This is a genomic window from Jatrophihabitans fulvus (assembly GCF_054781375.1).
In genome coordinates this window covers 1,141,331-1,164,762 of record NZ_BAAGUN010000001.1, presented here as the reverse complement: position 1 = coordinate 1,164,762, position 23,432 = coordinate 1,141,331, and the positions used below count along the sequence as shown (strand labels likewise).

Sequence of the window (23,432 nt, the reverse complement as noted above, 5' to 3'; positions counted from 1 at the left end):
CCGGCGGCCCCGCTGCGGCGGGCCGTGGGGCGGCGGTTCGTCGTCGTATCGCCGGTCACCACTAGCACTAGGATTGCGTCATGTCGCACCATTCCGAGCTCATCGACACCACGCAGATGTATCTGCGCACCATCTTCGAGCTCGAGGAAGAGGGCATCGTCCCGCTGCGGGCCCGGATCGCCGAGCGGTTGTCGCAGAGCGGCCCCACCGTCAGCCAGACCGTGGCCCGCATGGAGCGCGACGGTCTCGTGCACGTCGCCGACGACCGCCACCTGCAGCTGACCGACCTGGGCAAGCAGGAGGCCGTCGCGGTCATGCGCAAGCACCGCCTGGCCGAACGCCTGCTCGTCGACGTCATCGGCCTCGGCTGGGAGGACGTGCACATCGAGGCCTGCAGGTGGGAGCACGTCATGAGCGAGGCGGTCGAGCGCCGCATCGTCGCCATGCTGACGCCGCCGCTGGTGTGCCCGCACGGCAGCCCGATCCCGGGCCTCGAGGACCTCGGCGTGACCGCCGCGGGTGCCGCCGCCTTGCCGGACGCGGGCATCGTCAGTCTCACCGACGCCGCGACCGCGGCGGCCACGGCGCCGCAGGGCGAGCGCGAGGTCGCCGTCGATCGCATCAGCGAGTTGTTGCAGCCCGACGCCGACCTGTTGCACCGGCTCACCGACGCCGGGATGCGACCCGGCAACAAGATCGTGATCGCCCCGTCGGGCCGCGACGTCGAGGTCTCCCACGACGGCGGACCCCGCCAGCGCTTCGACCACGAGATCACCGACCACGTGTTCGTCCGGGTCTCCTGACCGACCCTCCCCCGGCGACGCATCAGGCCGGTCGCCGCAGCCGCGGGAACGTGCGCGGATCGATGCCGCGCGCCAGGACCCCGAGCAACAGGTCGGCCGGATGCAGTTCGGGGTCGCTCGCTGCGGCCCGCTGTGCCGCCTCGCCCGCCTGGGCGCCGTCGCCGTGGCGCCAGCACGTCCATCCGTGCAGGAACAGTGCCCGCGCATCCAGCGGCGCCGGCAGCCGACGGGCGAGATCGCGCCACAGCGGACGACCGTCGAGCCGCTCGGCGTCGACGGCGAGCCACAGCGGCTCGAACACCCGGCGGTCGGCGAGCGCCACCCCGAAGCCGGCCGCGACGTCGTCGTCGACGGCGGGCGCCCGCGCCTCCTCGCTGTGCCGCGCCGCCGCGAACAGTGCCCGTTTCGCCGCCCGGGCATGCCGATCACCCGCACCCTCGGCCTCGGCGCGGGCCGCGTCGCGCTCGGCGGCGGCCACGGCGAATCGCAACCGCGCCCGCTCCGGCGCGGGCAGCGGGTCGAGCTGGGCGGCCATGGCTTCGCGGTCGGGCAACGCCACCATGCCCCGGAACGTGGCCTCGGCGAGGAACGCCGACGGCATCTCGGGTACCGCCGAACCGTCGGGCGGGCAGCAGTAGGCGTCGGCGCAGGTGTAGGACCACCACCGTCCGCCGTGCAGGTAGACGACCTCGATCGGCACGCATCCGGACTCGACGACGGCCGCCTCGACCTGCTCTGCGAGCGGCCAGAGGGGCAGCGGCGGCGCGGCTGCGGGTTCGTCGTCTCCCGCGACGACGACCACGACCTCGGTGACCCCGCTGCCGGTGAGCGTGGCCAGCGTGTTCGTCACCGCTCCCGCCCGGCCCCAGCCGTCGGTGCGGACGCAGTCGGCGATGTCGAGCCGGGCCGTGACGACGAGCGAGCCGTCGTGCAGGCCCACGAGGACGACGCTGCGCCGGGGATGGAATCCGAGCAGGTACGGCACGGCCTGCACCAGCTCGGCCGGTCCGGAGAGGCGGTGGCGACTCGAGGACCGGCCGGGGCTGCGGCGGGGGCGACGTCGTGTCATGGCCGGAAGCCTCACGGGCCGGCAGGGAGCGGCGCGCGGCGACGACGCCGGCTGTGGACGACCGGCGGTCTGTGGACGGCGCGGACCGCTGCTGTCGGCCGCGTGTGCTAGCGGGACGCGATCAGGCCGCTCGGCGCATCGCCATCAGCGCGTCGCCATCAGCGCGTCGCCGTCGGCGCGTCGCCATCAGCGCGTCGCCGTCGGCGCGTCGCCGTCAGTGCGTCGCCGTCAGTGCAGGTCGCCCCGCCGCCACAGGCCCGCCGCCGTCCGCAGCGACGCGGCGGCACGGTCGTTGCGTTCGGCGAAGTCGCCGGCCAACTCGGCGTCCGCCTCACGCCGCGCGGTGCGACGTCCGCTCGCCACCACGCGGAAGAACGCCGCCGCGCGCTCGAGCGCGACGTCGAGGTCACCGCGGAACGCGCCGGCGAGCACGGCGTCGGCGAAGCGTTCGACGGCGGCCGCGTCGGCGAAGTCGGACAGTCCCGCCACCACCGCGTCGGCGGGCGCGAGGGCTTCGCCGTCGCGCCACAGCCGCACGACCTGATCGGCGTCCGAACGGCACCACTGCCGCAGCAGGTACAGCGTCCAGAGCACCCCCGGCAGGCTCACCGGGTCGCTGCCGCGCCACAGCGCGGCCAGGGTGTCGAGCCCGACCCGGTCGGCCAGCTCGACGAACACCTCCCCGTCGGCGGCGGTGCCGTCCGCGTCCGCGGCGCGGGTACGGCCCGCAGCCACGACGGCCGCGGCCGTGGTGGCGGCCAGCTCGGCGCGGGTGCCGGGCGCGTTGGCGCCACCGGCGGCGTCGATGATCTCGGTGAGATCGGCGAAGCGCGCGGGGCGGTGCGGACGGGATTCCACCGCGACCACGATACGGATCGGCACGCCCATCCGGACGGTCGCCGGACCCGGCGGCGCATCGGTTCGCGCTTGGGTACCGTGGAGAGCGACGTCGGCCCGCATCATGGCCCCCGGTCTCACAACTGCCGCCACGAGCGGCCTTCCGCCGAGAGGCGACCTGGCGGGTCGGCGTCACTTCACTTCGCGAGCCCGGTGTCGGGCTCCTCGACGGACGAGTCGGCGGGACGCGTGTTGGGCGACGGCAACGGCTGGGTGCACTGCAGCTGCGGGCGCACGCACTGGGGCCGGCACGGCGCTGCGGGGCTGCTGGTCACCGCCACCACCGACGACGGTCCGGTCGTGCTGTTGCAGATGCGCGCCGCCTGGACGCACGACGGCGGCACCTGGGCCCTGCCCGGCGGCGCCCGCGACTCGCACGAGCGTCCGATCGAGGCGGCGCTGCGGGAGGCGGGCGAGGAGACGTCGCTCGACCTCGACGCCCTGACCGTCTACGACGAGCTGGTCGACGACCACGGCCCGTGGTCGTACACGACCCTGCTCGCGCACCGGGAGGACGCCGCACCCGTGCGCAGCGCCAACGCCGAGAGCGACGAGATGCGCTGGTTGCCGCTCGGGGAGGTCGACCGGCTGCCGCTGCACCGCGGGTTCGCCGCCACCTGGCCGGTGCTGCGGGAGCGGGTCACCGACCGGCGCGACGTCGGATAGCGTCGCGCGGATGCACGTGCTGCTGCCGCCCAGCGAGACGAAGCACCCGGGGGGCCGCGGCCGTCCGCTGCGCACCCGGACGGCGAGCGGCCCGCTCGCCGAGCCGCGCCGGCAGGTGCTCGACGCCCTCGCCGAGCTCGTGAGCGGCGACGCGGACGCCGCCGCCGAGGCGCTGCTGCTGCCGGCCGGGGTCGCGGCCGCGGCCCTCGAGACCGACCGCGCCGTGCGCGACTCCCGCACCACTGCCGCGCTGAGCCGGTACGCGGGCGTCGTCTACGACGGCCTCGCCCACGCCACCATGACCGTGGCCGAGCAGCGGCTCGCCGCGCGCAGCACCTGGGTCTTCTCGGGTCTGCTCGGCGTCGTGCGCGGCGACGAGGCCGTCCCCGACTACCGGGTGCCGGCCAAGGCCGTGCTGCCCGGCATCGGCGTCGCCGGCACGTTCTGGCGCCCGGTGCTGGACGAGGTCGTGCCGCGACTGCTGCGCACCGGCCTGGTCGTCGACCTGCGCTCCGGCGACTACGCGTCGATGTGGCGGCCGAAGGGTCGGCTGGCCGCCCGCGTGGTGCCGGTGCGGGTGCTGTCGCCCGTTCCGTCCGGCGGGTACGGGGTCGTGAGCTACACCAGCAAGTTCTCGAAGGGGCTGCTGACCGCCGCCCTGGTGCGCCGGGCTCTGGGCGGCGACCCGGTGGCGGACGTGCAGGACGTGGCGGCCGCATGGCTCACCTGCGGCGGCCACGGCAGCGAGGTACGGCCCGACGGCGGCCTGGACGTCGTCACGGGCTGATCGGCGAACGAACGAGTCGTCCGGACGGCGAGCCCACCGGACCCGCCTGTCACCGGCCCGGAGCGGTCGGACACGATGTGGCGATGCGCCTGGATCATCTGTCCTACGTCGCGGGCCCCGAGGGGCTCGCCGCCTGCATGCAGCGCATCGGATCGCGGTTGGGGGCCGGCTTCGTCGACGGCGGCATCCACCCGTCCTTCGGCACCCGCAACGTCGTGCTGCCGCTGGCGAACATGACGTACCTCGAGATCGTCAAGGCGCTGGACCATCCGGCCGCCGACCGGGCGCCCTTCGGGCGCGCCGTGCGCGACAAGGCCGAGGCCGGTGGCGGCTGGCTGGCGTGGGCGATCCGCGTCGACGACATCGCCCCCATCGAGCGGCGCCTCGGCCGCGCGGCTGCGCAGGGGCACCGGCGCCGTCCGGACGGATTCGACCTGCGGTGGCGCCAGATCGGCATCAACGACCTCACCGAGGACCCGCAGCTGCCGTTCTTCGCGCAGTGGGAGATCGACGATTCCGAGCACCCGGCCCACGGCGGCTCGGCCATCAGCCTGACGGGCCTCGAGATCGCGGGCGTCGAATCGGTCGTCGACGAGTACCTGGGTGTGCCCGCGAGCGAGCCGCTCGCCGGTCTGGACGTGCGCTGGGTGCCGCCCTTCGGCGAGCACGGCGACGAGCGCGGTGTCGTGGCGGCGACGTTCTCGACGCCGCGCGGCGACGTCCGCATCGACTGAACGGGTCCGGCTACCCCGCGACGGTGGTTGCGGCGGCGCCCTCCGGCGTCGCCGCCCGCGGCGGACGCGCCCGCCGCGCGGCGAGCACGGACCCGACGAGGATGAGCGGGAACCCGATCGCGATGCCGAGGGTGAACGGCTCGTCGAGCACCAGCACGCCCAGCAGCACGGCCACCGCCGGGTTGACGTAGGTGAACACCGTCGAGCGGGCCGGGCCGTTCTCGGCGATGAGGGCGAAGAACACCACGAACGCGAGCGCGGTGCACACGACCGCCAGCGCGACCACCGACAGCCACGCCTGGAGGCCGGCCGACGTCGGCGGCCGGACGGCGGCGTAGGGCAGGTAGGCCAGCGCCACGACGAGCAGCGACACGCAGATGACGGGGATGCTCGGCAGGTCGGACAGGTAGCGCGACAGGATCACCGGCGCGCTGGCGTACCCGAGGACCACGAACAGCACCTCGACCAGCGCGCCGCCGTGCACCTGACCGACGTCGACGCCGAGCAGCACCGCGACGCCGACGAGGCCGAGCAGCAACCCCGCGTAGCGGACCGGCCCGCCGCCGCGGTCGTCGGAGCGCAGCACCGCGGCGATGACGACGCCCACGAGCGGCACGCCCGCGATGAGCAGACCGGTGAGCGAGCTGGACAGGTGCTGTTCGGCCTCGCCGAGCAGCAACCACGGCCCCGCGATCTCGATGGCGCAGAACGCCAGCAGCGGACGCCACCGCCGCAGCACCGCCCGCAGGTCGGCCACCCCGCCGCCGCGCAGCGCGAACGGCACCAGCAGCAGGCCGCCGAGGGCGGTGCGCAGGAACACCAGCGTGCCGGGGGTGATGTCGCGGACGGCGACCCGGATCAGCAGGTACGGAACCCCCCAGATGACGCACATCGCCGCGAACAACAACCACCCGCGACGACTCACGGACGACACCCTAGGGCCGGGGACCGACACGGTCGCCGGGAGCGGGGGCCGGGAGTGCAGACTGTGGCCCGTGCAGGCCGTCGCGCTCGACTGGGAGCAGGCCGCGGTGCTCACCGCGGGCCTGGCCGCCGCGTCGGCCGGGCTGACCCTGTGGGCGCCGCCCCGCGCCCGCCGCCTGGCCCCGTTCGCGCGCGAGGCCACCATGATCGCCGGGCTGTACGCGCTGTGGCAGTTGGCGGGCCGGCTGTCCGTGCTGGGCACCTCGGGCGCGTTCGCCCGGGCCGAGTGGATCGAGCGCGTCGAACGCGACGTGCACCTGCCGTCCGAGGCGACGGTGCAGCGGGTGCTGACGACCGGCGGCGGCGTCCGCGACGTCGTGGCCCAGGTCGCGAACCTGTACTACGCGACCATGCACTTCGGTGTGCTGTTCGTGTTCCTGCTCTGGCTGTTCCTGCGTCACCGCGACCGGTACCGACAGGTGCGGCGGGTGCTCGCGATGACGACCTTCGTGTGTCTCCTGGTGCAGCTGCTCCCGGTGGCGCCGCCACGGCTGCTGCCCGGCTACGAGGACACCGCCGAGAAGTTCGGGCAGTCGGTCTACGGGCTCGGGTTCGGGGCGGACGAGTTGTCGGCCATGCCGTCGGTGCACGTCGCGTGGGCGGTGCTGGTCGGCGTGGCGGTGTGGCGCATCGCCGACTCCCGCTGGCGCTGGCTAGGCCCGGCCCACGCGGTCGTCACCGTCGTCGTGGTGGTCGCGACGGCCAACCACTTCTGGGCCGACGGCATCGTCGCGGTCGCGATCATGGCGGTCTGCGCGGGCGTCGAGCGGACGGCCACCAGGGTCGCCCACCGCACGCGACGCGACGTCGACGCGAACAGCACCCCGGCTCCGGCCCCGGTGCCCGCGGACGGTTGACTGGCGCCATGGACGAACGCCTCGAGACCGATCCGCAGGAACTCGGCCGGGGCACCTACCCGTGGTTGACGGCATCCCTGATCCCGCGGGCGATCGCGTGGGTGTCGAGCATCTCGGCCGACGGGGTCGACAACGTCGCGCCGCACTCGTTCACCACCGTCGCCGGCATCGACCCGGCCACGCTGTGCTTCGTGTCGGTCGGCGAGAAGGACACGCTGCGCAACGTCCGGGCGACCGGCGAGTTCGTCCTCAACGTCGGGTCGGACGCGCTGCTGCACCCGATGAACGACTCGGCGACGCCCCTGCCCGGTGAGCTCAGCGAGTTCGACGAGGCCGGGCTGGCCCGCGAGCCGAGCCGGGTCGTCCGTCCGCCCCGCGTCGCGGCAGCTCCCGTCGTGTTCGAGTGCCGGGTCAGCGGCGAGTACCCGATCGGCAACTGCACGACCGTGTTCGGCGAGATCGTGCACATCGCCGCCCATCGTTCGGTGCTGGCCGACGACGGGCTGCCCGACCCGATCGCCCTCGCGCCGCTCGCCCGCCTCGGGCGCAGCGAGTGGTCGCGGCTCGGCGAGGTGTTCTCGCTCGAGCGCATCACCTACGACCAGTGGACGGACGGCCGCCGCAGCGCCGGCGCGTGAGTCACCCCGTCGGGCGGGGGCGTCCGTCACGGTGGGGCACGACGCGGCCGTTCAGCGGCAGACACGTCCGGACGAACTCCTCGCCGAAGGAGTTGAGCCGGATGCTGCGCTGCACCAGCTTGGGTGCCCGGCCGGCGGACTTCATCGCCGTGACCACCTTGGGCTGCGCCTCGATCACCTGGTAGCGCGTGGGGTTGCGCACCTGCTCCTTGGAGAAGTCGAGCAACCCGAGGCGACGCAGGTTGGTGAGGTACTGGTCGATGCGGTCGACGTTGCGCAGCCCGGCGTGCTCGCCGATCATGTTCAGCCCCGCCGCCACCAGCTCGGAGCCGATGCCCAACGGCCGGTTCGTGCGGATGTCGAGCGAGGGCTGCGGCCCGTCCAGGTAGACGAAGCGCAGGATGCGCGCCTCGTCGGGCGTGATCTCGGACAGGATGCGCGCGAACGCCGGATGGGTGTCCTCGACGACGTGCACGTCGTTGCTGCGGCGCAGCAGGTCGCTGCCGCGTCGCTGCAGGTCGGCGGTCGTCGCGCCGTGGACGGCCTGCGTCACCGGCGAGCGGTCGGGCGCCGGCGTCGGGGCGAAGCCGCCGAGGTCGCCCTGCAGGCCCAGCGCCCGCCAGGCGAACGCCCGCAGGTCGCGGCCCGCCTCCTGCAGGATGGTCGTGGCCGACTCCCCCGCGGCCGCGCGCCGGGCGACATAGCCGGCGCTGTTGACGGTGGCGTTGAGCGTCCAGCCGGCGAGGTTGAGCGCCGACGTGGCCGCGACCCGGGCGATCTCGGGGGCGGCGCGCGCGACGACCGGGGTGGCGCGGGCGATGCGGTCGGGCAGCGGTCGCCAGTACGGCCGGGGCCGGCGGGCCACGGTGTGCACCGCACCCGGCGCCGGGCCGGTCGCCGCCCGGCGCGCCGCCGGGGACTCCTGCGGCGCCGCGTCGAGCAGTTCGCCGACGGACGCCGCCAGCTCGGGGTAGTGCTCGTCGCCGGTCGGCGTCGTGCCGCCCGGGAACTGGCCGTGCTCGCTCACACGTCCCCTCTCGCGAGTCGTGCCGTGCCGCTGGTGGTCACGCGGGCGCGGCCGGTCAGACGCCGAAGATGCCGAGGTGCAGCAGCCCGGCGACCAGGCCGAGCGCGCCGCCGTGGAAGAACAGTAGCCACTCGTCCTGCTTGATGGCCGAGCGGAGCATCTCGACGAAGTCGTCCGGCCCCATCGCCTTCATCTGCCGGGAGATGTAGTTGTAGATCTTCACCGACTGCCGCTGGCTGAACTCGGCGTCGTTGAACGCGATGGGCGCGAACGCGGTGGCCTCGGTGGCCACCGACGAGCGGATCTGGTCGTACTCCTTGCCGCCGATCGCGACGCGGACGGCCGCGCGGGCGGGCCCGACGGCGCGGTCGACGGCCGGGCGCAACGAGTCCTCGAGCATCTGCAGGGTGCGGTCGCTGCGCGGCCCGGTGAGCAGCTCGTTGCCGACGTTCTGCAGCGTGATGACCCGGTCGGCGACCATCTGCGAGTACTTCTCGGTGACCTCGTCCTGCCGTTTGAGCATGAGGCCCTGTTTCCAGGGCACCCAGCGTTTCGGGTGGACCGGCTCGAAGATCATGTTCAGGCCGATCCAGTTGACGATCCAGCCGATGACGACGCCGCCGATGGGCAGCACCCACCATTCGGGCACGACCTGCAGCACGCCCACGAGCACGAAGCCCATCGGCAGGCCGAAGTAGAAGCCGAAGTTCTGCATGAACCGCAGTTCCTTGCGGCCCATGATGAGGAACAGCTCGTTGAGCAGCTCGGGGTTCTGCACGAAGTAGCGGATCACCATCAGCTTGGCGTCGATGAGCTGGTCGACGTTCTCGCCGATCTCGTCGGTGATGTGCTTGATGATGGCCGGCAGCTGGGCGCGGACGCGGTTGAACACCGCTTCCTTCACGACCGGGGGCAGGTCGTGCCACAGCTGCGGGTTCTCCTGCTGCATGATCTGCTCGACCACGTCGCGGATCTCGGCCTGCGCGATCGCGGCGAGGTGCTCGGCGATCTTGTCCGGTTCGAGCTCGCGGTAGAAGTCCTTGATGCCGCCGAGCTTGGCCAGACCCTTGTCGACGCTGATGCTGGCCATCTTGTCGGCCCGGGACGGCACGATGCCCTGCCAGCCCAGGCGGCCGTCGTAGCGGATCAGCGGCAGGATGCGCACCCGCCGCGGCAGGTACGGGAACAGGATGCGCAGCCCCGGCACCCGGACGCCGTGGAACTGGATCGGCTTGAACAGCATGAGGACGCCGGTCCAGTTCGTGATGTAGCCGATCACGCCCGTGAACAGCGGGATGCTGATGAGCTCGCTGATCAGCTTGTCGCTCACCGCACCCCCTCGTCCTGCCGCGTCCGGGCCACGTCCGGGGCCACCGCCACCCCGGCGTGGGTGTCAGTGTGTCGTGCCCGGGCCCCGGACGCACGGCCGGGAGGGCCGGAACACACACGGTCCGTCACACATACCCGCCGGACGGGCCCGCGACGCTGCCGAGGGCGTGGCGGACGGCGCGGGTGGTGCGGGGCAGGTCGCCGGTGGCCAGCAGGTCGAGCAGGCAACCGCGCAGCACACCGAGCACGGCGGTGCGGGCGGCCGCGGCGTCGGCGGTGTCGCGGGTGCGCGCGGGCTGGGCGCCGCGCAGCACCGCCAGCCAGTCGGCGACGGTCGCCCGCGCGAACGTGGCGAACGGGTCGTCCTCGCCGGTGGCGCGCAGCGACAGCGCGTAGCACTCCGTCCACAGGCGCAGCTGCCGCCGGTGCTGCGGCGCCGCCAGCCACAGCCACAGCTGGGCGGCGGTCTCGGCGAGGTCGCCGGGCCCGGCGGCGGTGGTGCCGGCGAGCAGGGCCCGCTCGTCCTGGCGGGCGCGGTCGAGGACGGCGGTCACCAGCCCGTCCTTGGTGCCGAACAGGAAGCGCAGCACCCCGGTGCTCGAGCCGATCGCCTCGGCGACCGGGCGCAGCGACAGCGCGGACGGCCCGTGGTCGAGCACCCACTCGTACGCCGCCTCGAGCAACTCGGCCCGGCGCGGCGACGTCATGGCACCAGTCTGCCTCGCTGCTACGTCCGTGTCAGTAGTCACAATGGCCGGATGCGCAACGGCGACGTGTCCTTCTGGCAGCACCGCCTCGGAGACCCGGCAGCCCGTCCGCCCCTCGACGGCGACGTCACGTGCGATGTCGCCGTCGTCGGCGGCGGACTGACCGGGCTGTGGAGCGCGTACCACCTCGCGGCCGCCCGTCCGGATCTCGACGTCCGCGTCGTCGAGCGGCGGTTCGCGGGCTTCGGCGCGTCCGGCCGCAACGGCGGGTGGCTGTCGGCGGAGCTGTCCGGGTCGCGCCGGCGCTACGCGGCGGCACACGGCCGCGAGGGTGTCGTCGCGCTGCTGGCCGCGCTGCGGACGGCCGTCGACGACGTGCTCGGCGTGCTGGCGGACGAGGGCATCGAAGCCGACGCGGCGAAGGCGGGGACGGTGACGGTGGCCCGCAACCCGGCCCAGGCCGACCGGCTGCGCGCCGAGGTCGCGGAGCAGCACGCGTGGGGCGACGGCGACCTGCAGCTCGTCGCGCCCGGCGACACGGGCATCGAGGTCGCGGGCGCGGTGGCCGCCGCGTTCACGCCGCACTGCGCCCGGGTCGACCCCGCCCGGCTGGTGCGCGGTCTCGCCGGGGCGGTCGAGCGGCGTGGCGTGACCGTCTACGAGGGCACCACCGCATCGGCGATCGAGCCGGGGCTCATACGCACCGACCGGGGCACGGTGCGCGCCCGGCACGTGCTGCGCTGCCTCGAGGGCTTCACCGCGAGCCTCGCCGGCGCCCGCCGCGACTGGCTGCCCATGAACTCGTCGATGATCGTCACCGCCCCCCTGCCCGGCGACGTGCGCGACGCGATCGGATGGCGCTCCCCCGCGACGCTCGGCGACGCCGCCCACGCCTACGTCTACGCGCAGATCACGGCCGACGGTCGCATCGCGCTCGGCGGTCGGGGCAACCCCTACCGGTTCGGGTCACGGACGGACGTCGACGGCCGCACCCGGGACGCGACCGTCGCGTCGCTGACCGGCATGCTCCGGACGTTGTTCCCGGCGGCGCGGGACGTGCCGGTCGAACACGCCTGGTGCGGTGTCCTCGGGGTGCCGCGCGACTGGTGCACCACGGTCGCGCACGACCCGGCGACGGGACTGGGCACGGCCGGCGGCTACGTCGGCAACGGTCTGACGACGACCTACCTGGCCGGGGCGACGCTGGCCGACCTCGTGCTCGGCCGCGAGACGGCACTGACCCGCCTGCCGTGGGTGGCGCGCCGGGTGCGTCGCTGGGAACCCGAGCCGCTGCGCTGGCTGGGCGTCCAGGCCATGTACGCCCTCTACCGGACGGCGGACCGGCGCGAGGCCCGTCCGGACGTCACCCGGACGAGCCGGTCGGCACGACTGGCGGACGTGCTGTCGGGTCGCTGACCAGCTCGGCGGCCCGCCATCCCCGCAGCGAGTTCACCACGGCGAGCGCCTCGGCCCGGCGCAGCTCGGTCACCGGCACCGGGCGCTCGCGCAGCGTGCCGTCGGCGAGCAGGCGGGCCCGTTCGACGCCCGGGAGGCAGCCGGCGTCCAGGGGCGGGGTGCACCAGACACCGTCCAGCAGCACGGCGAGGTTCGCGATGGTGGTCTCGACCGCCTCGCCGCGGTCGTTGACGAGCACCACGTCGCGGGTGACGCCGTCGACACCGTGCCGGGCGGCGCGGCGCTCGTAGGGTTCGCGGCGCGTGGTCTTGTGCCACGGCCACGGGCCGGACAGGTCGACGGGCTCGTCGTCGACCACGAGCGCGACCGGGGCGGCGACGGCCGCGGGCAGCGGTGCGGTGTGCAGGTCGAGCCGGCCGTCGCGGTGCAGCACCAGGCGCAGCCGTCCCTCGGGCGCGGCGTCCAGGGTCGCCGTGGCCGCTCGGCGGTCGAACCGGAACCCGAAGTGCGCGGCCGACGCGGCGAGCCGGTCGAGGTGCCGGTCCCGGTTGCGCAGGCCGTCACCGTCGCGCCGCAGGGTCTCGACGAGCCCGAACTCGGGGGGCGGGCCGTCGAGGATGCGGGCCTTGGCGTGCAGCTCGGCGAGCTCGGCGTCCGGGTCGGAGCCCCACGTGATGCCGGCGCCGACGCCGTAGGTGACCCGGCCGGCGTCGCGGTCGAGCACCGCGGTGCGGATGGCCACGCCGAAGCGGGCCCGCACCGGCTCGCCCGGCGGCGCCACCCAGCCGACCGCGCCGCAGTAGACGCCGCGCGGACGTCCCTCGAGCTGCCGGATCAGCTGCATCGTGCGCGGTTTCGGCGCGCCCGTCACCGATCCGGACGGGAACAGCGCGGTGAACACGTCCGTCAGGGTCGTGCCGGGGCCGACGCGGGCGGCGACGTCGGACGTCAGCTGCCACACCGTCTCGTAGCGTTCCGCCGTGCCGAGCGGCGCCGCGCGCACCGTCCCCGTCACGGCGATGCGGCCCAGGTCGTTGCGCAGCAGGTCGACGACGATGACGTTCTCGGCCCGCTCCTTGGCGCTGGACAGCAGCGCGCGGCGCACCGCGGCGTCCTCGGCCGGGGTGCGGCCGCGGGCGGCGGTGCCCTTCATCGGACGGGTGAGCAGCGTGTCGCCCGTCCACTCGAAGAACAGTTCGGGGCTCGCGGACGCCACCACGTGACGTCCGGTGTCGACGTAGGCCGCGTAGGCCGGACGCTGTCGCAGTGCGAGGTCGGCGTAGAGGCCCCGCTGGTCGCCGTCGAACGACGCGCGCAGCCGGGTCGTCAGGTTCAACTGGTACGTCTCCCCCGCCGCGATGTGCGCGCGGACCCGGTCGACGTCGCGGCGGTAGCCGTCGGTGTCGCGGTCGAACGTCCAGGCGGGGGTGCGGTACCCGCCGCCGGTGGTGACGGGCTCGACGGCGAGCGGCGGCCCGGTGACCGCGAACCACACCAGAGGGGTGCCGTCGCCCGTCGCGACGGTGAGAGCGGGGTCCAGCCCGGCGGCGGCCTCGTACGCGACGAATCCGTGGGCCCACTCCCCGCCGCGCGTGGCGGCGTCGACCGCCTCCAGGGCGGGACGGACCTCGTCGGGGCGGGACGCGCTGATCACCTGCTGCGGCGGCCCGAAGGCGAGAGCGGACCCCGCCACCAGGTCGTCGAACCGCGCGGTCATGGCCGCAGGATGTCAGGTTCGGGGGCGCCAGCGCTTCCAGAGCGCGCTCGCCGACGCCCGCACCTTGCCCTGCCACCAGAGCTCGGTGTCGACGGTGACGGCGTCCGCGCTCGACTCGCTGACCCGGGCCACCAGTTCGGCAGGCTCGACGAGCGGGGACGGTCGCCGGAAACGGACGTCCAGGCCGGCGGTGACGAACTGCAACGTGCCGTCCGGGGCGAGCCCGAGCCGTTCGGCCTCGACGTACACGGCGGCGGCGCTGTTGCAGTCGAGCAGCGTGGCGATGATGCCGCCGTTGAGGTAGCCGAGGCCGTTGTCGTGCTCCGGCCACGGCTCGAAGACGGCGCGGACGGACCCGTCCGATTGCGTGAAACTGCGCAAACGCAGGCCGCGCTCGTTGGCCGGCCCGCAGCCGAAGCAGCGCAGCTGCGGGGTGTAGTGCTCCTGGATGGACAGGTCGGTGGTCACGTCCGCGATCCTGTCGCACGCGGGTCGACGCCGCGGACTCGGGATGACGCGCGCCCTCACCTCACGAACGGCGCAGCAACCACAGCCCCGGGACCCCGGCGGCCACGGCGTAGGCCGCCAGCACCAGCAGGTCGGTCGCGCGCCACCCGAACCCGAACCACGGGTCCTGCAGCGCGGTCAGCAGGTGTGCCAGCGGGAGGGCGCCACCGGCCGCGCGGAGCCCGAGAGGCAGCACCGCGCGCGGCGGGGCCGTGCCGGACAGCAACCACAGCGCGAAGAACGCGAGCAGGCCGGCGCCGAGAGCCGAGCGGGCGGTGCGGACGACGGCGGCCAGCAGCAGGCCGACCGCCGCGAAGGCGAGATTGCCGAGCAGCAGCGCGACGACCACGCCGAGCGGGTCCTGCGGCAGGCTCGCGCCGTACGCGACGCGGGCAATGACGCCCACGATCACCGCGCCGGCCCCGGACGTGACGAGGAAGAGGGAGAGCTGGGCGGCGGGAAGCGACCACGTGGGCACCGACGAGGCGCGGAAGCGACGCAGCACGCCCCGCTCCCTGTACCCCGCCAGGGTTATCGGCAGCGTCATCAGCCCGAGCGCGGCGACCATCACCGCCACAGAGGCAACGGCGTAGTACTCGGCCGGGTCGAGTCCCCTCCAGACGAGCATCCCGTTCTGGCGCTCGGTGACGGCGGCGGAGTCGTTGCCGAAGACCGAGGCCAGCAGCGTCATCATCATGATCGGGAACGCGAGCACGAACACGACCGAGAACGGGTCGCGGCGGAACAGCCGCAGCTCGACCCGCGTCATGGCCGTGTACTCGCGCAGCGCCCTCACTCGTCCTCGACCCCCCGCCCGGTCAGCGAGAGGAACGCGTCCTCGACGGTCGGCCGCTCGATGCGCAGGTCGACCGGAGCGTGACCCTGCGCCACGAGATCGGCGGCCACCAGCGCCAGGACGGGCCCGCGCCCGCGCACCTCGACACCGGACTCGAGCCGTTCGACGGACTCCACCGCGTCGAGGCGACGCAACCGTTCGAGGTCGGCGCCGTCCGCGGTGAACCGCACCGTGGACGGGAGTCCCAGACCGTCGATGAGGCCCTGCGGCGTGTCCAGCGCCACGAGCCGGCCGCGATCGACGACCGCGACGCGGTCGCAGAGCCGCTCGGCCTCGTCCATGAAGTGCGTGACGAGCACGACGGTCGTGCCGGCGTCACGGACCTCGCGCACCAGCTGCCACGTCGCGTGCCGAGCCTGCGGGTCGAGTCCCTGCGTGAGCTCGTCGAGAAAGACCACCTTCGGCGAGTTCACGAACGCGAGGGCGATGAACAGCCGCTGCCGCTGGCCGCCCGACAGCGCATCGAAGGCGGTGTCGCGCTGGGCTCCCAACCGCCAGCGCTCGATGAGCTCCGCGCTGTTCACCGGGTGCTCGGCGAAGGAGGCGAACAGCTCGAGCGCCTCGGCGACCTGCAGCCGTCCGGGCAGGGCGGAGTCCTGCAGCTGCGAGCCGATGAGGCGTCGCAGCCGCGCCGAGTCGGTGGCCGGGTCGAGCCCGAGCACCCGGACCGTGCCGCCGTCGAGGTGCCGCAGACCCTGGACGCACTCGACCAGCGTGGTCTTGCCGGCGCCGTTGGGCCCGAGGACGCCGAAGATCTCCTGCTCCGCCACGTCGAAGGAGACGTCCTCCACCGCGGTGACGTGCTTGTACCGCTTGTGCAGGTGCCGAACGGTGACGACGTCCACGCCCGCTCCTGTCACCGTTCCGCCCGGACCCCGCCGACCCTCGTCGCACGGCGACGCCGACCCCAGGGCCGTTCGGCGTGGCCGACCACGAGCCGGACGGCCCCTCCTCGGCGCGCCTTCCGGACCGGGTGCCCGCGTCCGCCCGGCGTCAGGCTCACGACCGTGAACTCCTTGCCGTCCCATGACATCCCCGGTCCCGCGGCTCGCGGCCGGCTCCTCGCAGCCGTCGCGGCCGTGACGATCGCCGCCGCCTGCGGAAGCGACGGGGGCGGATCGTCCGGCACCGCGAGCGGGTCCTCGTCCGCGACGACACCGAGCCCACCCCCGGCGAGTTCGTCGGTCCCGTCGGCGCTGCCGGTGTCACCGACGGCATCGGCCGGCGTGCGCGAGCAGAAGGTGGTGGTGCTGCCTTCGCGGCACCTGCGTGACGGGCAGACCGTGGCCGTGCGGGCCACCGGCTTCACGCCGGGCGAGGCCCTGCAGGTCGTGCAGTGCGCGGACCGGGGCACGGCGACCGGACCGTCGGACTGCAACCTCGCCGCGATGCAGTCGGCCGTCAGCAGCGCGCGCGGCACCGTCGCCGCGCGTCTCGCCGTCGTCCGCGGCCCGTTCGGCTCGAGCGGTGTCGTCTGCAGCGCGACGGTCCGCTGCCTGATCTCGGTCACGCAGGCGTCGCTGACCCCGACGGAACAGGCCAACGCGCCCATCAGCTTCGGGCCGGCCGGCTCGTAGCGCCGGCGCCGAGCATTCTCAGCGGCACCCTCAGCGGCACCCTCAGCGCCGGCTCGCGCGCAGGGCCGCCACCGCGACGAGCGGCACGGCCACCGCGAGCAGCACTCCGCCGCCCACCAGCAGGACCGTCGCGATGAGGGCGAGGTCGGGCACGGTCGCGCCGACGTCAGCGCTCACCCCCAGCCCGGGGCGGCCGTCGGCGTTCATGACGACGACCGTCCAGTCGCCGCCGCTCGGCGTCCAGGTCAGGGTCTGCGGCCCGGTGCCCTTCGCGCTGGCGCTCCAGATCCCCGCCTCGGACGGTCGCACCGCCGGCGCGCGTCCGCTGCCCGAACGCGTCCGGTCCGACCCATCCCACCCGGTGACGACGAGGTGGCTCACACCCCGCAGGTAGCGGTCGGCGTCGGCCTTCGGCGCGATGCCCACGAACACGTCGTCGGTGGCGTCGATCCCGCGGACGCGGATGCGCACCGTCCCGAGCACGTCCCCGGGTGTCACGGCGTCGCCGGCATTGCCGAGGTCGATGCGGTCGCTCGTGACCGCGTAGCCGTCGGTGCGGAACGTGTGCCGGTCGCTGCTGATGTAGCCGCCCGCACCCCGCTGGGTCGACGTCGCCCAGGCCGCGACGCCGCCGGCCCCCACGATGCCCAGCGCGAGGATCCCCATGAGGATGCCGGCGACCAACGACGTGACCCGGCCGCCCGTCCACCCGCCGCGGGGTCGGCGGTGCTCCCCCGGCGGAGCCGGCTCCACCGTGGGCGCAGCCGCGGGCTTGCTCATCGTCACCGTCCCCGCCTCGTGTCCGCCCATGTCGAGGCGGAACGGCGGGTACCGGTCGGTCATGAGCCCGGCGTACGCGGCGACGCGCAACGCCCAGCGGTTCATCCCGAGGACGAAGTCGAAGATCTGCTGCGGGTAGCGGCCGGTGAACGCGAGCACGACGGCGGCGACCAGAACGAGCAGGTCGATCAGGCCGATCGCGCCGCCCGCCGCCTCCCGGGTGCGCCAGAGCGCCCAGCCGCCGCCGACGAACACGCCGACGACGAGGTAGTGCGGGATCGCCAGCAGCCACCACTTGACCAGGACGAGCCCGCGGGACAGCCGGTGCGGGTAGTCGATCTCGAGGTGGGCCGGGTAGGTCGGGTCCTCGGCGAGGCTGAACGGCGGGTACCGGTCCGTGGCGAGAGCCCCGTACGTGTAGTAGGCGACACGCCAGGTCCACCGCAGCACCCCGACGTTGAAGTCGAACAGAACCCGTGGGTACCTCCCCGTCAGGAGGATCGCGAAGAACGCGATCACGCTGACGCCGGCGAACCCCACCCAGAGGAACGCCAGCACGATGTAGTGCGGCACGGCCAGCAGCCACTTCACGAGCCACAGCCAGCGGTTCAGGCGCGGGTCCAGCGACGCGTCGACGTGGACGGGATAGGTCGTGACCGACATGGCACCTCCCGGATGCGGTCCCGCCACCGTCGCCCGCCGCGGCGGACGGGAGCAGGGACGAACGTCACCGCGCCGGCAGGAGCTTCGCCGCCACCTCCCGGGCGTCAGTCCAGGACGCGCCCGTCCGCCATGGCGACGGTCCGGTCCGCTGCGCGGGCCACGGCCGCGTCGTGCGTCACCATCACGATCGTGAGCTCGGGCCGGTCGCTGCGCAGGCGCACGAGCAGGTCCAGCACGCGGCGCACCGACGAGGTGTCCAGGCTGCCGGTCGGCTCGTCCGCCAGAAGCAGGGGCGGGTCGTTCGCGAGCGCTCGCGCGATCGCGACGCGCTGGCGTTCGCCGCCGGACAACCGCGTCGGGTCGCGCCGCTCCCGCCCCGCCAGGTCGACGTCCGCCAGCAGCTGCAACGCGCGGCGCCGCCGTTCGCGCGGCCCCCGCCCCGTGCCGATCATCGCCACCTCGACGTTCTGCACCGCGCCGAGGTTCGGTAACAGATGGTGCAGTTGGAAGACCAAACCCACATGTTGTGCGCGGTAGCGCGCCGGGTTGCGCAGGTGCGCGAGGTCGGTGCCGTCGACCTCGACGAGCCCGGAGCTCGGGGCGTCGAGTGCGGCCAACAGGTGCAGCAAGGTCGACTTGCCGCACCCCGAGGGGCCGGTCACCGCCACCCACTCCCCCTGCCGCACCGTGAGGTCCAGCCCGCGCAGCGCGCGCACGGCGCCCCGGTCGAAGTGCTTGTGGACGTCACGTACCCGCACCGCCGGCCCGTGCCCGGTCTCATTCACGGCGCAGCGCCTCCAGCGGCGACAGTTTGGCAGCGCGCGCCGCCGGGTGCACCGCCCCGAGCAGGCTCATGGCTGCCGCGGTCCAGAGCGCGCGCCAGAACGCCGTGGTCGTGTACTCCGGGTGCAGGATGCCGCGCAGACCCGGCAACTGACCCACCGCCTGGGTCGCGGCGAAGGAGAGGGCGACGCCGACCGCAGCTCCGAGCAACCCGATGACCGCTGCTTCCCCCATGATCATCGCGAGGATCCGCCGGCCGGGCCAGCCCACGGCGGCGAGCACCCCGAACTCCCGCGTCCGTTCGATGAACGCCATCGTCATCGTCGTCATGACGATGATCGCGCCGACCAGGACGGCGAGGACCTGGGCGGCGCGGTCGGCCGCACTGATCAGGGCGAGGCTGCGGTCGGCGCGGCCGAAGTCCTCTGCCGTCCGCACGGTCACCAGCTGCGGGAACCGGTGCTCGATGTCGGCTCGCAGGCCGGCGATCGACGCGCCCTGGCGCGTGCGGACGAACACCAGCGTGTACTGGCCGGGCTGGCGCCGTTCGGCCTGGAACGGCACCAGCGGCAGCATCGCCCCGGCGTCGCCGAGCGCCTGCCCGGTCGAGTAGATGCCGACGACCCGCCGTCGCACGCCGTCCAGCGTGACGCGGTCCCCGGCCCGCGCGTGCAGGTTGTCGGCGGCCCGCCACCCGAGCAGGACCTCCCGCGTGGCGTCGGTGCGGAACGGGCGGCCGGACACCACCGTCACGCCGAAGTCGGCCAGCGAGTGGGGGTCGATGCCGATCTCGAGGAACAGGGGGTTCGCGGCGTCGAGCCTGGTCGTGGCGATGAGGACGCCGGTCGCGGCGGCGATGCGCGGGTCGGCGGCGACGCGTGTCAGCGTCCCCTGGTCGACGGCGCTGTTCAGCAGGTCCGAGACGCCGCGCTGCGCGACGGTGAAGTCGGCCCGTCCGGTCTGCATGATCGCGACCGCGCTCGCCTTCAGGCTGTGGTCGACGACGTGGAACGTCACGACCGTCATGACGCCGACCGCGATCGCGGCCGCGGTCAGCGCCAGGCGCAGCTTGCGGGTCACCACGTTGTGCAGCACGAGCCGCGGCAGGGTGAGCCCCGTTCGGTGCGACGCCGTGGACATGTCCCGATGGTCGGCGGATCGGCGCGTGGGCGCCCGGGGCGAAGGGCGTGGTCCGGACGGGTCTCCCGGTCTCGCGACCCCACGTGCCCGACGCGCCCGACGCACCCGGGGCCGCCCACCGTGGTGGTGGGCGGCCCCGGGTCGCCGGCGACGTCGGTCAGCGCGTGCCGGTCACCCACTGCTCGTCGGACATGCGCAGCGCCTTCACGCCGACGAACGCGAGCGCGCCGAACGCGACCGCGGCGCCGCCGGTGTTGACGACCCAGCCCTGCGCGCCGAGGAACACGGGGACGAAGAAGCCGACGGCGAAGACCGGCGGCACGGACCAGTGGAGCTTCCGGGCCCGCGCGGCGGCGATCATCACCGCGATCAGGCCGAGCACGAGGCCGAACACGGCGGGCACCGCCATGACGGCGCCGAGGCCGTACTCGCTCGCCTTGTCACTCGTGGCGACGGCCTGGTCGTCGGGCAGGGTCTGCCGGATGGCGAGGTCGTAGAAGTCGGTGACGAGCAGGCCCGGCAGGGTGACCGCGCCGGCGCCGGCGACGCCGAGGGCGACGGTCACGAACTTCGAGCGCAGGCCGCGGGTCATGGCGGCCAGCACGAGCAGCGCGGCGGCGAAGGCCATGTAGCCGAAGTGCAGCAGCAGGGCGGCGATCTGGCTCTGTGTGGGGTTGACGTCGAGCGAGTTCAGGTACGACAGCTTCGTCTCGTCGACCTCCCACACGGTCGTGGCGAACCCGGCGACGGTGAGCACGCTGCCGGCGATCACCGCGACACCGAGCGCCCTGCGGCGCAAGCCTGTGGACGCGGGGACGACGGTGCCGTGCGGTTCGGCCGGGATGTCGATCGGACGGATGTCGGGTCGGGCGGCGGGCGGGACGGTGGCGGTCATGGCGGGCTCCTGAGACGGGGTGGCGATCTGATGTGATCACCGTGCCGCGGCGCGACGGTTGCCATGAGGCTGCTGCCCCGTGCGTCGCGCGCGCCCACCACGCCGGTCTCGGGGGGTGCTGGCACCCCGTCCGGGTACGCCGCGACGCACACGGCCTTCCGGCACGCCTGGTGGACGTACGCCGGGGTCGCCCTGCCGGCCGCCCTGGTGGCGCCGGCGACGACGCCTCGACGGACGGCGGCGCCGGTCGCGCCGCCGGCCGTCCCCGCCGCCGGGTGAGCTACTGCTGGTAGCCCTCGACCTCGCCGACGCTGCGCTCGTGCGCGGCGTCGGGGTCGCCGCCGAACTCCTCCTGCGCCCGCCGCTGACGCAGCAGGTCCCACGCCTGGTCGAGCTGCTCCTCGAGGTGGCGCAGGCGCGCGCGTCCCTCGTCGTCGAGCCCGCCGCGGGTGCCCCGCAGCTGCTTCTCCTCGGCGACGAGTTCGTCGATGTGGTGCAGGATCGTGCGGTCGCCGGTCGCGCCCGTGGCATCGGTCATGCGTCCATCCTGCCTTCCGGGAGCGTCACCCCATCGACTGCCCGTACACGCGCTGCACGGTGAGGGTCATCAGCACCCGCTCGTCCGCCACCATGGTGGCGCGGTACTCGTCCCAGTCGGGGTGCTCCCCCGCCGCGGCGCGGTAGTACTCGACGAGCGCCTCGACCGCCGGGTGGTCGGGCGTGTCACCCGGACCGACGAGCTCGACGGTGCCCTCGGCGGTCGCCCACGCCCGGCCGTCCGCACTCGTCACCTCGACCGAGGCGCGCGGGTCGCGACGCAGGTTGCGGGTCTTGGCGCGGCCCTCGGTCATCGACACGCGCAGCGTCTCCGCCGACCGGTCGTAGAAGGGCGTCACCGGTGAGAGCTGCGGCAACCCGTCCGCCTTGATGGTCGCGAGCACGCCGAGACGCGCCTCGGCGAGCAGGGCACGGGGATCGAAGTCGGTCATACCCCGAGTGTGCTCCCCCGCGCCGCGTCGGACAGGGTCGATCGAGAAGGACAGCTTGTACGACGCGTCGCGTCGCCGATCGACGGCGAGTCCCCGCTCCTCCCGCGTGCTGAGACGCCGGTTCTGCACACGGATCAGCGTCATCGCACCGCGGTCGGGTCGTGGGCGCGGTTGCGTACGGGTGTCCGCCGGCGGTCGATCCAGGGTGGCGGTACCCAGTGGGGCAGGCCGCCGATCATGACGACGGCCCAGCCGTTGCGGTCCTTCTCGCGGTGGTGATGCGGGCAGGCGAGGTGACCGTCGTCGACGCTGGTGCGGCCGGTGTCGACCCAGTCGGTGACGTGGTCGGCTTCGCACCACAGGGCGGGGACGGTGCAGCCGGGGAAGGTGCAGCCGATGTCGCGGGCGATCATGGCCAGTCGGTCGCGTTCGGTGAACAGCCGGTGGGCGGTGCCGTACCCGGTGATCGGTCGCACGGTACGAAAGATTCGCTCGATGCTCGCCGTGTCGGCGGTCTCGGCGTCTGCGAAGCCGTCGAGAGTGACGGGGAACAGGCGGGTCTCGCCGTTGCCCATCCGTTTGGCGGCCGCGACGGTGACGAGCGCACCGTGGCCGGTGCGCATCAGCCCCTCACCGGAGACCCACTGGTCCGCGGTACCGGTGAGCACGACGGTGGCGACCACGCCGTTCGCGGTGGGCAGGTCGCCGGCGCGCAGTGTGAGGCGTAGCGCGTCGAGCAGGCCGTCGTGGCGTCGCTGCCCTGGCGTGCGCGGGTCGCGCGCACCGTCCGACTCCGGCCGCGGCGCTGCCGTCACGTCGAGAACGCTCTGCAACACCTCACCGAACTCGGCGGTGCCGTCGAAGCGTCCGGTCACCGAGCCGTCCGCGCGCCGGCGGAACGTCAGGTCGCGGTGCCGGTCACGGCGACGGTCGTTCTCGGGACTGCCGTCCGGGTCGAGGGTGTCGAGCAGGTGGCGGGTGATCTTCGCGAGCTGCTCGGGAGCGAAGCTGCGCGCTTGCTCGACCAGGAAGGTCTCGATGGCGGGGACCTCGCCGCGCTGGTCGACCTCGTCCGGCAGCTTCTCGATCGTCGTGGTGATCTCGGCGGTGTGCCGCTCGGAGATGTCGCCGGCCGCCTGGGCCGCCGCGACAGCGGGGTACAGCGGCGGCAGCGCCTCGCCGCTCAGCGTGCGCCGCGGAGCGAGCCGTTCGGCGGCCCGGACCCGCGCGCGGGCCTCCCCGGACGACAACCGCAGCAGAGAGGTGAGCAGGACGCCGGTCGACGCGCAGCCGTGCTCGCGTGCGAGACCGCGCCGGTCGATCTCGGCCGTCAACCGGTGCGTGACCGGTGCGACCTGCCGGGCCACCGTTTCGGCCTCGCGCACCACGTCGAGCAGATCGTCGTCGGACAGCACGTCGAGCGGCACCTCGCACAGCCCCGCCACGGCGTCGCGGTATCGACCGAGCGCGATCGTCACGCTGTCGGAGCCGAGGGCCGTCGTCACGTGTTCTATTATCGGTTTTATTCGAACACGGGTCCATTCGGTTCTCGTTGGATCGACGGCCACCGCACAGGCCACGCCGCCGATGCGACCGATCCAGGGCGCCCGG

At 74.0% G+C, this 23,432-nt stretch carries 26 protein-coding genes; 9 read left to right on the top strand and 17 right to left on the bottom strand.

The annotated features are described in order from the left end of the window. The first annotated feature begins 80 nt into the window (after positions 1 to 80). On the top strand, positions 81 to 803 hold the full coding sequence (locus ACYVP9_RS05685) for a metal-dependent transcriptional regulator (RefSeq protein WP_460603732.1): 723 nt from the start codon (positions 81 to 83) through the stop codon (positions 801 to 803). 22 nt (positions 804 to 825) lie between these two features. Here the strand turns inward: ACYVP9_RS05685 and ACYVP9_RS05680 are convergent, their stop codons facing one another. Both ACYVP9_RS05680 and ACYVP9_RS05675 read right to left on the bottom strand, forming a co-directional pair. Further along, on the bottom strand, positions 826 to 1,872 hold the full coding sequence (locus ACYVP9_RS05680) for a DUF4192 domain-containing protein (RefSeq protein WP_460603731.1): 1,047 nt from the start codon (positions 1,870 to 1,872) through the stop codon (positions 826 to 828). A 228-nt stretch (positions 1,873 to 2,100) separates the two neighbouring features. Further along, positions 2,101 to 2,730, bottom strand: coding sequence for a hypothetical protein (locus tag ACYVP9_RS05675; protein WP_460603730.1), 630 nt, complete (start codon positions 2,728 to 2,730; stop codon positions 2,101 to 2,103). A gap of 228 nt (positions 2,731 to 2,958) precedes the next feature. Between ACYVP9_RS05675 and ACYVP9_RS05670 the strand changes: the two genes are divergently transcribed. The 3 genes from ACYVP9_RS05670 (at position 2,959) to ACYVP9_RS05660 (ending at position 4,956) form a co-directional block, all read left to right on the top strand. Further along, a complete protein-coding gene (locus tag ACYVP9_RS05670; protein WP_460604302.1) occupies positions 2,959 to 3,435 on the top strand; it encodes an NUDIX hydrolase in 477 nt (158 codons plus the stop codon). A 10-nt stretch (positions 3,436 to 3,445) separates the two neighbouring features. Next, positions 3,446 to 4,222: a YaaA family protein gene (locus tag ACYVP9_RS05665; RefSeq protein ID WP_460603729.1), complete on the top strand. Its 777-nt coding sequence runs from the start codon at positions 3,446 to 3,448 to the stop codon at positions 4,220 to 4,222. An 83-nt stretch (positions 4,223 to 4,305) separates the two neighbouring features. Continuing rightward, positions 4,306 to 4,956 carry a VOC family protein gene (locus tag ACYVP9_RS05660; protein WP_460603728.1) on the top strand — a complete coding sequence of 217 codons (651 nt, stop codon included), beginning with the start codon at positions 4,306 to 4,308 and terminating at the stop codon, positions 4,954 to 4,956. Between the two features lie 10 nt (positions 4,957 to 4,966). On the opposite strand, the gene ACYVP9_RS05655 is transcribed toward ACYVP9_RS05660, so the two are convergent. Next, positions 4,967 to 5,881 (bottom strand): DMT family transporter, encoded by a 915-nt coding sequence (locus tag ACYVP9_RS05655; RefSeq protein ID WP_460603727.1) that lies wholly within the window; start codon positions 5,879 to 5,881, stop codon positions 4,967 to 4,969. Between the two features lie 70 nt (positions 5,882 to 5,951). Here ACYVP9_RS05655 and ACYVP9_RS05650 point away from each other — a divergent pair, with 70 nt between their 5' ends. Both ACYVP9_RS05650 and ACYVP9_RS05645 read left to right on the top strand, forming a co-directional pair. Then, positions 5,952 to 6,797 (top strand): phosphatase PAP2 family protein, encoded by an 846-nt coding sequence (locus ACYVP9_RS05650; protein ID WP_460603726.1) that lies wholly within the window; start codon positions 5,952 to 5,954, stop codon positions 6,795 to 6,797. A gap of 8 nt (positions 6,798 to 6,805) precedes the next feature. Next, positions 6,806 to 7,435 carry a flavin reductase family protein gene (locus tag ACYVP9_RS05645; protein WP_460603725.1) on the top strand — a complete coding sequence of 210 codons (630 nt, stop codon included), beginning with the start codon at positions 6,806 to 6,808 and terminating at the stop codon, positions 7,433 to 7,435. A gap of 1 nt (position 7,436) precedes the next feature. On the opposite strand, the gene ACYVP9_RS05640 is transcribed toward ACYVP9_RS05645, so the two are convergent. The 3 genes from ACYVP9_RS05640 to ACYVP9_RS05630 form a co-directional block, all read right to left on the bottom strand. Beyond that, positions 7,437 to 8,462, bottom strand: a complete 1,026-nt coding sequence (locus ACYVP9_RS05640; protein WP_460603724.1) for an Abi-alpha family protein — start codon at positions 8,460 to 8,462, stop codon at positions 7,437 to 7,439. 55 nt (positions 8,463 to 8,517) lie between these two features. Beyond that, positions 8,518 to 9,792 carry a hypothetical protein gene (locus ACYVP9_RS05635; protein WP_460603723.1) on the bottom strand — a complete coding sequence of 425 codons (1,275 nt, stop codon included), beginning with the start codon at positions 9,790 to 9,792 and terminating at the stop codon, positions 8,518 to 8,520. A gap of 124 nt (positions 9,793 to 9,916) precedes the next feature. Further along, positions 9,917 to 10,498: a TetR/AcrR family transcriptional regulator gene (locus tag ACYVP9_RS05630; protein ID WP_460603722.1), complete on the bottom strand. Its 582-nt coding sequence runs from the start codon at positions 10,496 to 10,498 to the stop codon at positions 9,917 to 9,919. A 51-nt stretch (positions 10,499 to 10,549) separates the two neighbouring features. On the opposite strand from ACYVP9_RS05630, the gene ACYVP9_RS05625 reads away from it, so the two are divergent. After that, positions 10,550 to 11,914, top strand: coding sequence for an NAD(P)/FAD-dependent oxidoreductase (locus ACYVP9_RS05625; protein ID WP_460603721.1), 1,365 nt, complete (start codon positions 10,550 to 10,552; stop codon positions 11,912 to 11,914). Here ACYVP9_RS05625 and ACYVP9_RS05620 read toward each other — a convergent pair. The 4 genes from ACYVP9_RS05620 to ACYVP9_RS05605 form a co-directional block, all read right to left on the bottom strand. Further along, on the bottom strand, positions 11,862 to 13,631 hold the full coding sequence (locus tag ACYVP9_RS05620; RefSeq protein ID WP_460603720.1) for a bifunctional chorismate-binding protein/class IV aminotransferase: 1,770 nt from the start codon (positions 13,629 to 13,631) through the stop codon (positions 11,862 to 11,864). The two genes, ACYVP9_RS05625 and ACYVP9_RS05620, sit on opposite strands and share 53 nt — an antisense overlap. Before the next feature lie 12 nt (positions 13,632 to 13,643). Next, positions 13,644 to 14,099, bottom strand: a complete 456-nt coding sequence (locus ACYVP9_RS05615) for a PaaI family thioesterase (RefSeq protein ID WP_460603719.1) — start codon at positions 14,097 to 14,099, stop codon at positions 13,644 to 13,646. 61 nt (positions 14,100 to 14,160) lie between these two features. Continuing rightward, on the bottom strand, positions 14,161 to 14,934 hold the full coding sequence (locus tag ACYVP9_RS05610) for an ABC transporter permease (RefSeq protein WP_460603718.1): 774 nt from the start codon (positions 14,932 to 14,934) through the stop codon (positions 14,161 to 14,163). Continuing rightward, positions 14,931 to 15,839: an ABC transporter ATP-binding protein gene (locus ACYVP9_RS05605; protein WP_460603717.1), complete on the bottom strand. Its 909-nt coding sequence runs from the start codon at positions 15,837 to 15,839 to the stop codon at positions 14,931 to 14,933. The genes ACYVP9_RS05610 and ACYVP9_RS05605 overlap by 4 nt, the downstream gene beginning before the upstream one ends. Before the next feature lie 162 nt (positions 15,840 to 16,001). Between ACYVP9_RS05605 and ACYVP9_RS05600 the strand changes: the two genes are divergently transcribed. Further along, positions 16,002 to 16,571 carry a neocarzinostatin apoprotein domain-containing protein gene (locus ACYVP9_RS05600; protein ID WP_460603716.1) on the top strand — a complete coding sequence of 190 codons (570 nt, stop codon included), beginning with the start codon at positions 16,002 to 16,004 and terminating at the stop codon, positions 16,569 to 16,571. 42 nt (positions 16,572 to 16,613) lie between these two features. On the opposite strand, the gene ACYVP9_RS05595 is transcribed toward ACYVP9_RS05600, so the two are convergent. The 4 genes from ACYVP9_RS05595 to ACYVP9_RS05580 all read right to left on the bottom strand — a co-directional run bounded on the left by ACYVP9_RS05595 (position 16,614) and on the right by ACYVP9_RS05580 (position 20,832). After that, entirely contained in the window at positions 16,614 to 18,014 is a 1,401-nt protein-coding gene (locus tag ACYVP9_RS05595; protein ID WP_460603715.1) for a DUF4389 domain-containing protein, read from the bottom strand. Between the two features lie 104 nt (positions 18,015 to 18,118). Continuing rightward, on the bottom strand, positions 18,119 to 18,799 hold the full coding sequence (locus ACYVP9_RS05590) for an ABC transporter ATP-binding protein (protein ID WP_460603714.1): 681 nt from the start codon (positions 18,797 to 18,799) through the stop codon (positions 18,119 to 18,121). Beyond that, positions 18,792 to 19,937: an ABC transporter permease gene (locus ACYVP9_RS05585; RefSeq protein WP_460603713.1), complete on the bottom strand. Its 1,146-nt coding sequence runs from the start codon at positions 19,935 to 19,937 to the stop codon at positions 18,792 to 18,794. The genes ACYVP9_RS05590 and ACYVP9_RS05585 overlap by 8 nt, the downstream gene beginning before the upstream one ends. A gap of 157 nt (positions 19,938 to 20,094) precedes the next feature. Continuing rightward, the gene (locus ACYVP9_RS05580; protein ID WP_460603712.1) at positions 20,095 to 20,832 is read right to left on the bottom strand and encodes a hypothetical protein; all 738 of its coding nucleotides are present in this window, start codon (positions 20,830 to 20,832) and stop codon (positions 20,095 to 20,097) included. 63 nt (positions 20,833 to 20,895) lie between these two features. Here ACYVP9_RS05580 and ACYVP9_RS05575 point away from each other — a divergent pair, with 63 nt between their 5' ends. Further along, positions 20,896 to 21,111, top strand: coding sequence for a hypothetical protein (locus tag ACYVP9_RS05575; RefSeq protein ID WP_460603711.1), 216 nt, complete (start codon positions 20,896 to 20,898; stop codon positions 21,109 to 21,111). Position 21,112: 1 nt separating this feature from the next. Here the strand turns inward: ACYVP9_RS05575 and ACYVP9_RS05570 are convergent, their stop codons facing one another. The 3 genes from ACYVP9_RS05570 to ACYVP9_RS05560 form a co-directional block, all read right to left on the bottom strand. Beyond that, positions 21,113 to 21,370 (bottom strand): DUF2630 family protein, encoded by a 258-nt coding sequence (locus ACYVP9_RS05570; RefSeq protein WP_460603710.1) that lies wholly within the window; start codon positions 21,368 to 21,370, stop codon positions 21,113 to 21,115. 25 nt (positions 21,371 to 21,395) lie between these two features. Continuing rightward, positions 21,396 to 21,821, bottom strand: a complete 426-nt coding sequence (locus tag ACYVP9_RS05565) for a PPOX class F420-dependent oxidoreductase (protein ID WP_460603709.1) — start codon at positions 21,819 to 21,821, stop codon at positions 21,396 to 21,398. A gap of 140 nt (positions 21,822 to 21,961) precedes the next feature. Beyond that, positions 21,962 to 23,326 (bottom strand): HNH endonuclease signature motif containing protein, encoded by a 1,365-nt coding sequence (locus ACYVP9_RS05560; RefSeq protein ID WP_460603708.1) that lies wholly within the window; start codon positions 23,324 to 23,326, stop codon positions 21,962 to 21,964. Positions 23,327 to 23,432 lie beyond the last annotated feature (106 nt).

Bases quoted from the DNA above. Each gene is read 5' to 3' on its own strand.
- ACYVP9_RS05685 (WP_460603732.1), top strand. From the start codon at position 81: ATGTCGCACCATTCCGAGCTCATCGACACCACGCAGATGTATCTGCGC.
- ACYVP9_RS05665 (WP_460603729.1), top strand. From the start codon at position 3,446: ATGCACGTGCTGCTGCCGCCCAGCGAGACGAAGCACCCGGGGGGCCGC.
- ACYVP9_RS05575 (WP_460603711.1), top strand. From the start codon at position 20,896: ATGAGGCTGCTGCCCCGTGCGTCGCGCGCGCCCACCACGCCGGTCTCG.
- ACYVP9_RS05570 (WP_460603710.1), bottom strand. From the start codon at position 21,370: ATGACCGATGCCACGGGCGCGACCGGCGACCGCACGATCCTGCACCAC.
- ACYVP9_RS05630 (WP_460603722.1), bottom strand. From the start codon at position 10,498: ATGACGTCGCCGCGCCGGGCCGAGTTGCTCGAGGCGGCGTACGAGTGG.
- ACYVP9_RS05625 (WP_460603721.1), top strand. From the start codon at position 10,550: ATGCGCAACGGCGACGTGTCCTTCTGGCAGCACCGCCTCGGAGACCCG.
- ACYVP9_RS05580 (WP_460603712.1), bottom strand. From the start codon at position 20,832: ATGACCGCCACCGTCCCGCCCGCCGCCCGACCCGACATCCGTCCGATC.
- ACYVP9_RS05620 (WP_460603720.1), bottom strand. From the start codon at position 13,631: ATGACCGCGCGGTTCGACGACCTGGTGGCGGGGTCCGCTCTCGCCTTC.
- ACYVP9_RS05645 (WP_460603725.1), top strand. From the start codon at position 6,806: ATGGACGAACGCCTCGAGACCGATCCGCAGGAACTCGGCCGGGGCACC.
- ACYVP9_RS05585 (WP_460603713.1), bottom strand. From the start codon at position 19,937: ATGTCCACGGCGTCGCACCGAACGGGGCTCACCCTGCCGCGGCTCGTG.
- ACYVP9_RS05565 (WP_460603709.1), bottom strand. From the start codon at position 21,821: ATGACCGACTTCGATCCCCGTGCCCTGCTCGCCGAGGCGCGTCTCGGC.
- ACYVP9_RS05680 (WP_460603731.1), bottom strand. From the start codon at position 1,872: ATGACACGACGTCGCCCCCGCCGCAGCCCCGGCCGGTCCTCGAGTCGC.
- ACYVP9_RS05660 (WP_460603728.1), top strand. From the start codon at position 4,306: ATGCGCCTGGATCATCTGTCCTACGTCGCGGGCCCCGAGGGGCTCGCC.
- ACYVP9_RS05595 (WP_460603715.1), bottom strand. From the start codon at position 18,014: ATGTCGGTCACGACCTATCCCGTCCACGTCGACGCGTCGCTGGACCCG.